Source organism: Acinetobacter sp. ANC 5378, assembly GCF_013004315.1.
Lineage (GTDB): Bacteria > Pseudomonadota > Gammaproteobacteria > Pseudomonadales > Moraxellaceae > Acinetobacter.
Genome location: NZ_JABERK010000034.1, coordinates 48132 through 56016 on the forward strand (window position 1 = coordinate 48132; position 7885 = coordinate 56016).

The 7885-nt window shown below is 40.0% G+C and carries 7 protein-coding genes and 1 pseudogene; 5 read left to right on the forward strand and 3 right to left on the reverse strand.

The genetic code is table 11. The annotated features are described in order from the left end of the window. Positions 1-16 precede the first annotated feature (16 nt). The 3 genes from HLH16_RS08060 to HLH16_RS08070 all read left to right on the forward strand — a co-directional run bounded on the left by HLH16_RS08060 (position 17) and on the right by HLH16_RS08070 (position 4322). Positions 17-2182 carry a TonB-dependent receptor domain-containing protein gene (locus tag HLH16_RS08060; protein WP_171528924.1) on the forward strand — a complete coding sequence of 722 codons (2166 nt, stop codon included), beginning with the start codon at positions 17-19 and terminating at the stop codon, positions 2180-2182. A gap of 11 nt (positions 2183-2193) precedes the next feature. Then, entirely contained in the window at positions 2194-3303 is a 1110-nt protein-coding gene (locus HLH16_RS08065) for an NADH:flavin oxidoreductase/NADH oxidase (protein ID WP_171528925.1), read from the forward strand. Positions 3304-3395: 92 nt separating this feature from the next. Next, a complete protein-coding gene (locus tag HLH16_RS08070) occupies positions 3396-4322 on the forward strand; it encodes an AEC family transporter (RefSeq protein ID WP_171528926.1) in 927 nt (308 codons plus the stop codon). 74 nt (positions 4323-4396) lie between these two features. Here HLH16_RS08070 and HLH16_RS08075 read toward each other — a convergent pair whose 3' ends face one another. Next, positions 4397-5203, reverse strand: coding sequence for a tetratricopeptide repeat protein (locus HLH16_RS08075; RefSeq protein WP_171528927.1), 807 nt, complete (start codon positions 5201-5203; stop codon positions 4397-4399). Between the two features lie 349 nt (positions 5204-5552). Here HLH16_RS08075 and HLH16_RS08080 point away from each other — a divergent pair, with 349 nt between their 5' ends. Beyond that, entirely contained in the window at positions 5553-5804 is a 252-nt protein-coding gene (locus HLH16_RS08080) for a hypothetical protein (protein ID WP_131290079.1), read from the forward strand. A gap of 55 nt (positions 5805-5859) precedes the next feature. On the opposite strand, the gene ygfZ is transcribed toward HLH16_RS08080, so the two are convergent. Continuing rightward, positions 5860-6585 carry a CAF17-like 4Fe-4S cluster assembly/insertion protein YgfZ gene (ygfZ, locus tag HLH16_RS08085; protein WP_171528928.1) on the reverse strand — a complete coding sequence of 242 codons (726 nt, stop codon included), beginning with the start codon at positions 6583-6585 and terminating at the stop codon, positions 5860-5862. A 117-nt stretch (positions 6586-6702) separates the two neighbouring features. Then, positions 6703-6891 (reverse strand): annotated as a pseudogene (locus tag HLH16_RS08090) (multicopper oxidase domain-containing protein); the annotation flags it as partial. 520 nt (positions 6892-7411) lie between these two features. Here HLH16_RS08090 and HLH16_RS08095 point away from each other — a divergent pair. Continuing rightward, positions 7412-7885: aconitase family protein (locus HLH16_RS08095; protein WP_250850252.1), on the forward strand; the 474-nt coding region annotated here is incomplete at its 3' end.

The window sequence follows — 7885 nt, forward strand, 5'->3', positions numbered from 1 at the left end:
AAATAGAGAACAGCCTATGCAAGGTAAATATCACGTGATGCCCATCAATATGACTTTACTTTGCCTGACGGCATGTATCTGCCAAAACCTATATGCTGAAACAGGTTCTACGGAACCTGTTTTGTTGCCTACCTTAAAAATTGAAGCTACACGTACAGATACAGATTGGTTGCAAACACCGGCTTCAGTGTATCGAATTGACCAAAAAAACAATCAAAATAATCTAGGGGTCAACCTATCGGAAACCTTAAAAGGTGTGCCGGGCTTACAATTGAATAATCGTGAAAATTACGCACAAGATTTACAAATCTCTATGCGTGGCTTTGGTGCACGTTCAACTTTTGGTGTACGGGGCATACGTTTATATGTTGATGGCATTCCAGCAACCATGCCTGATGGTCAGGGGCAAACCTCGAATATTGACTTAAGCAGTCTAGATCATATTGAAGTCTTGGGTGGACCATTTTCATCACTTTACGGTAATTCTTCTGGCGGTACGATTTTAACCACCACTAAAGAGGGGGAAGGGCGTGATTCTATCCAGTTAGCCTACTCGGGGGGGAGTAATAACAAAGGTCGTGCGGATATTGTCTTGCAAGGCGGGGTAGATCAAGCCAGTGAACCGAGCTATGTCGTAAGCTCTTCTTATTTCGATACTGATGGTTACCGTGAACACAGTGCGGCACGTAAAGTTCTCAGCAATGCCAAACTGACGTGGAACTTGGATGATGGTTCTAAACTGAACTGGATTGTGAATCATGTGGATATTAATGCCGATGATCCTCAGGGTTTGACCCGAGCGCAATGGAAAGAAAATCCTAAACAAGTCAATGATGCCGCAAATGTTTATGATGTGCGTAAAGAGATTAATCAGACCCAAACCGGTTTAACTTGGTCGAAACCGATTAATGATCGGCATGAAATTAATGCGATGGCCTATCTGGGACATCGTGAAGTCACACAATATCAATCGATTCCTCAGGCACCTCAAAATAACCCAAGGCATGCAGGTGGGGTGATTGATTTTAGCCGTGATTATTACGGTACCGACCTGCGCTGGACAGGTAAGGATTTACTGCCAAATACACGTTTAACCGCAGGGCTGGCCTTTGACTATATGGATGAAGACCGTCAAGGTTATGAAAATTTTAATGCCAATAATCAATTCGGCTTAAAAGGTGATATACGCCGTGATGAAAAAAATACGCTGTGGAATTTAGATCCATATGTCCAAGCATCTTGGGATTTTTTACCCAATTGGACCTTAGATACTGGTCTGCGTTATAGCAATGTGCATTATGAATCTAAAGATCATTATATTGTTGTTGGAAATGGCGATGACAGTGGGAAAACGGATTATGACAAAATTTTACCATCAGCCGCTTTAACTTGGAAAATCAATGATCAGCTCAATGCCTATGCAAGTTATGCCAAAGGTTTTGAAACCCCGACTTTTACCGAAATGGCTTATCCAACAGTGGCGACATCGGGAATTAACTTTGACTTAAACCCTGCGACCAGCGATAACTATGAACTGGGCTTAAAATCTCAAAATCGTTTCGGTAATTTTACTGCTGCTATTTTCCAAAGTGAAACTCAAGATGACATCGTATCGGGTGAATCGAACAATGGACGGAATACTTTCCGTAATGCCGATAAAACGCTAAGACAAGGTGTGGAACTCTCATGGAATAAAAACCTATGGCGTGATTTACAAGCTCAAGCAAGTTATAGCTTTATTGATGCTACTTTTGATGCTTTTGATGCTTTTGTTGCTGAAATTGAAAATCCTCAAAACCCATCTCAACCGAAAGCAGCAGCAATTCAATCTGGAAATTACATCCCGGGTGTAGCTAAAAATCAGGCTTTTGTGGCTTTGGCATGGCAGCCTGAAACGGGCTTTAATGCCGGACTGGATGTTCGCTATATTGATAAATTATATGTCGATGACATCAATTCTGATGCAGCGCCAAGCTATACTTTAACCAGTGCCAATGTCGGGTATGTTTGGAAAAATGTAGACTGGAAAGTGTGTACTTTTGCCCGAGTCGATAATCTCTTTGATGAAGATTATGTAGGCTCAGTCATTGTTAATGATTCAACTCAACCTAAGGGTCGTTTCTTTGAACCTGCAGATGGTGTGAACTGGAGCGCAGGTTTAAGTGTCACTAAAGCATTTTAAGGAGAGAAAGTGTGTCTTTATTATTTGAATCGATTCAGTTTGGAAAATTAAAACTCAGCAATAAAATTATCATTGCACCGATGTGTCAGTATTCGGCAACTGAACAGGGCGAAGTGACGTATTGGCACGAACAGCAATGGGCGAATTACGCATTATCGGGTGCAGGTTTATGCATCGTCGAAGCGACAGCGGTACAGTCTGAAGGTCGTATCAGTTATGCAGATTTAGGGCTTTGGAATGATGCACAGCGTGATCAGATCAAGACATTACTGAAAAAAATAAAGACACTTTCGCCTATGCCTTTTGCTGTGCAATTGGCACATGCGGGGCGTAAAGCCTCTACCGATAAACCCTGGAATGGAAGAGATCAATTTAAGCCGGAAGAAGCACATGGCTGGCAAACCGTTTCTGCCAGTGATCTGCCATTTAACCCAACTGATCACCCACCGCATGCACTGACTCAAGATGAAATTCAAAAAGTGATTCAGGATTTTGCCGATGCAGCTGTTCGCGCCGTGGATGCAGGTTTTGATTTAATTGAAGTACATGCAGCACATGGTTATTTACTGCATCAATTTATGTCGCCACTGTCGAACAAGCGTACCGACGAATATGGCGGCAGTTTTGAAAACCGTATTCGTTTAACCCTTGAAGTTTTTCAGGCGATCAAAAATGCTGTACCTCATGATTATCCAATTGGAATGCGTATTTCCGCAACCGACTGGATGGATGGACAAGACAGTTGGAATGTTGAGTCTTCTGTCGGTTTATCAAAAGCTTTAGAGCAGTTGGGTGCAGTGTATATACACGTATCGAGTGGGGGGTTGCATGCGAAGCAAAAGATTAAAATTGGTGCCAATTATCAAGTGCCTTTTGCTGAAGCAGTAAAGAAAGTGGTTCACATTCCAGTGATTGCAGTGGGCATGATTACAGAAGCCCAGCAAGCTGAAAGTATTTTAAAATCAGAGCAAGCCGATGCGATTGCTCTGGCTCGTGCCATGCTTTATGAACCACGTTGGCCTTGGCATGCTGCGGCAGCATTGGGTGCGAATATTGAAATTGCGCCCCAGTATTTGCGTTGTCAGCCGCATGGGCTGAAAGAGCTGTTTAAAGCCTTTTAATTTCATCAATTTTGCAACCGCCATCAACGTTTATATGAGCACTCAGGTTCAGATATTTCGTTGATCGTTCATTTTTACAGGACATTTTTAATATGGTCTTTGCGGTCATTGTACCTATCTTTTTTCTGTTAGCTTTAGGTTATTTGTCCGTAAAACTGCAACTTTTAACCAAAGAACAGGTCAATGCGATCGGTGCTTTTGTCATTAAAATCGCGTTACCTGCTTTATTCTTCCAGTCTTTGGCCTCAAAAGATTTAGGTGAAATCTGGTATCCGGAATATTTCTTTATTTATACCGGTGTGACTTTCATTTTATATATTTCAGCATTTTTCATTGTTTCGCAGTATTTCAAAAACAATTACTCTCAGTCATCGGTTTTGTCCTTAGGCGCTGCGATGTCCAATACCGGACTCATTGGTACAGCAGTGTTATCTTTGCTGATGGGACATCGGGCAATGACTTACACCTCTTTAGTGGTGATTATTGAAAGTGTTCTGCTTATTCCCGCAGTTTTGATTTTGGCAGAATTGGGTACCCGGCAAAAGGCAAATGTTGCAGTCATTGTTAAAAGTACATTATTGACCTTATTAAAAAATCCATTGTTTATGGGGGTCATGCTGGGGATTGCTTGTGCTGTTTTTCAGATACATATTCCTGAACGGTTAGATCAGGTCTTGTTACTGCTGGGACAAACTGCATCACCACTGGCGTTATTTTCCATTGGCGGCGGCATTGTCGGCCTAACCTTAAAATATGTAAATGTGCAGAGCTGGTATCTGGTAATTTCCAGTAACTTGATCATGCCTTTACTGATGTTTTTAGGCTTAACCTATTTAACTGATGTTAGTCAGGAAATGGTCTATGCCGGGACAATTATTGCGGCCTTACCGATGCCGACCATTTTTGGAATGTTAGGCCAGGCCTATGGATTGAATGAAAAAACCTTAACGCCATTACTGATGAGTACAATTTTAGGTTTTATAGTGACCAGTATTTTAATTAGCGTGTGGTGGGCTTAATTTTTTAATATCTGTAATATTTATCAAGCTCATAAAAAAGCCCCTAATTTAGGGGCTTTTTTATTGGAGAAAATTTAACTTTTCTTTGCAGCTTTTGCTGGATTTTTCGCTTGTTCAGCAATCATTTTGTCTACAACTGCTAAAGACTCCTTGGCTTGCGGTATATTTTCTTTTGCCAGGGTAGAGAAAATCTTTTTCGCTTCAGGCAGGTTTTGCGGAACAATGTTGCCATTCGCGAACATATTGCCCACGGCCATCAAGGCCGGAATATAGCCTTTTTGTGCTAAGTCTTGAATGCTTTTTAAACCTTGTTTAATCGGAGCTTCATTTTTATTTTTAAAACCCAGACTAATGTCATATAAGGCTTTGGCATGAATCGCCTGATAGTTATCTTTTTTAATTAAAGGATCTAATTTTTGCAATGCCAATTTATCTGAAGCAGGTGTGCCTTCAGCAAAAAGTAACACGGCTAAATCGACAGTCGCATCAGCAAACCCTTGGGCAGATGCTTTTTCTAAATACTGTTTGGCTTTTTTAGTGTCTTGTTTAAGACCTAAAGTTCCCCCTATGTAGTTTTTACCCAATATATAGTTGGCAACCGGGTAACCTTTGCTTGCAGCCTCTTCGTACAGCTTAATGGCTTTTTTCTCGTCTTTGGCTGTACCTTGACCGGTTTGAGTCAGGTAGCCCAAGTTATAAATGGCTTGAGGGTTACCTACTTTGGCCAATTTTTCCAGTTCCTGGTATGCGCCCTTCATATTGTTGGCTTTGACCAATGCCTCAATTTTGGCAAATGCAGGATCAACCGAGCTGGTTGCCATTTCTGCCATTGCAAGATGTGAAGATAAGGCGATGATGCTGGCAAGTATAATTTTTTTCATATTTTTAAAACCTTTTTATAAACATGCACATAATTCCATTTATGTGTTTAAGAATGTATGTGGAAGACTCAATACAACATCATAAGTTTAATTATGTGAATGTAAATATATGATTTGTGTATTGCAATAAAATTTTGTTGATATTTGCATAATAAGGGCTTAAGTAAATAGTGAGCAGCTTAAATCAGCCTTAAGTGCTTATCGGTTTTAACATGAATTTTTTTTTAGAGTTAAAATTTTAGTTAAAGTGAAATTTCATGACATAAAAAGGCATCGAGAAAGCAACTTCACTTTGCTTTTTCGTTAATGTTTGTTTAAATCTCGGCTGAATAAAATTGTGAGTAGATGAATGTTCATCAAAGGTATTAAACGGGCATATGATCAGATTAATCGGGATGAAAGCATTCCGGATGAAGACAAATTTGATGCATTGTTGATGAGATTAGGCAAAAACTTTTTGGTGAGCAAAGAAGACCGTGTTTATATCTTTGAACATGAGGGAAAGACTGCGCGTATTGATGCAAAACATGCGCGTGCATTCCATTTTAAAGAGTATGTCATTAAAGACATGAACAAACTTTTTCACGATTTTAATTTATGATTTAAAAAAGCCTCCGATTTTGGAGGCTTTTTAATGATGTTTCTAAACTTGAATATTATTGCGGACGTGCTACATCACCATTTAAAGCTTCCGGTAAATCTAAAACGGTTAAGTTCAGTTCTTCCAGTGCCGCAGGTTTTGCAACCACAAGTGCTTTATAGCCACCATCAATAGCAATGCTATTCACCACTTCTACATCATTGCTCAATTTGCTTGCAACAGCAGGGGCTTCACCTGTGCCTTGAACCAGGTGCAACCAGTGTTTTGGTTTGGCTTTAAACCAAAGACGCGCAATAATTTCCTGACCCAAATAACAACCTTTGTCGTAATGCACGCCTTCACGCTGATGCAAACGAAGTTCTTGCGGTTGGAATTCTTGTGAAGTTGCAGCTTCAATCCAGGCCTGACCTGCTTCAATCGCTTGAAGTTGCCAAGCTGCAATATCGGTTTCAGTGGTAGAAAAATCCGTAGTATCGCCATTTAGCGTAGGAAAAACTTGACTACCTTCTTCCAGTTTCATTTTCGAAAATGCACCAAACTTTTTAATGTGTTTGGAAAATTCTTCGGCCTGATCTTGAGTAGTCACAATTTCAAAACTTTCTGCATTGATTTTTTTAAGCCATAAACCAAACAGAATACGGCCTTTTAAACTACAGATTGCTGTATAGCGAGTCAGGTTTTCCGCTAAGGCTTCGGTATTTAAAGTTACTTGACCTTGAAGGAATTTTTGCGCATCTACACCATTTAAATTGAATGATGTAAAAGCAGTAGACGTTGACATGACTAGCCTCTGGTTATATTTCACAAATCAATCAAGCTATTGTGCAGCAAGCACTAAACAGAGGCAAATAAAAAAGCCAACAATATAAATTGCTGGCTTTTGTGGAACAGAGATTAATTAGTGGTGATAGGATGTTGGTAGAGGTGAATTACAAGGAAATTTGCCTCCACAGACCCGCACAGTTTCCATTATCCCTTGATCTTCATGATCCAGGATATGACAGTGTTGTACGAAATCACCTTCAAACTTCTTGTAATGGCTTCTGATAATCACTCGATAACCTTGTTTCAAAAAGATGGTATCTTTTTTGTACTTGGAATATTTTTTTTGAACAATATTTTAATTGTTTAGTACTTCTTAATTATATTGAGAGCCAAGTCACTAAAAAAGAGGGGTGTTCAAACGATACGACGAGTGACAGCCTAGTCTTAAGGTATGTTTAAAAAGGGGGCAATAATTTTATTAAAATGATCTGATATTTTATAAAGATAGGTTTAGGAATACTAAATAATGTGTGTGAGTGAGAAAATTTTAAGTAACATAATAAAATACAACTCTAGGTTGTTTTTTATTCTAAAAAACATATCTAATACTAAAGAATGAGGCTGATTTCCCACTATTTTTCTCAAAAAAGCATCTTTAGAGCAAATATTTCAATGTTTGTGTAACTAAATATTTCAAAAATGGGGTTTTTTTGGGGTAAGTTTATGAAATATATAAGATTTGGGAAATGGCTTTTTCACAGCGTACAATGCCATCGAAACGATTGTGACTCGTCAACAACAATTACGTAGTAAAGAAAAATGATTCAAGAGGCAGGTAAGCTATGAACAACAACTACCGTAAACCACTGCAAGGCACCCAGCTCGAATATTTTGACGTGCGCCAAGCCGTAGAAGATATTCAGCCAGGCGCATATGCCAAACTTCCATATACCTCAAAAGTGCTTGCAGAACAGTTGGTGCGCCGTTGTGATCCAGCCATTTTAGAGCAGTCATTAAACGAACTTATTCAACGCAAACAGGACCATGATTTCCCTTGGTATCCGGCACGTGTGGTCTGTCATGACATTTTGGGGCAGACCGCACTGGTCGACTTGGCGGGCTTGCGTGATGCGATTGCTGATCAAGGTGGCGATCCTTCAAAAGTCAATCCAGTGGTGCCAACACAGCTGATTGTCGACCACTCATTGGCAGTGGAGTACGGCGGTTCCGATCCTGATGCGTTTGAGAAAAACCGTGCTATTGAAGACCGCCGTAATGAAGACCGTTTCCATTTTATTGAATGGACCAAGACGGCG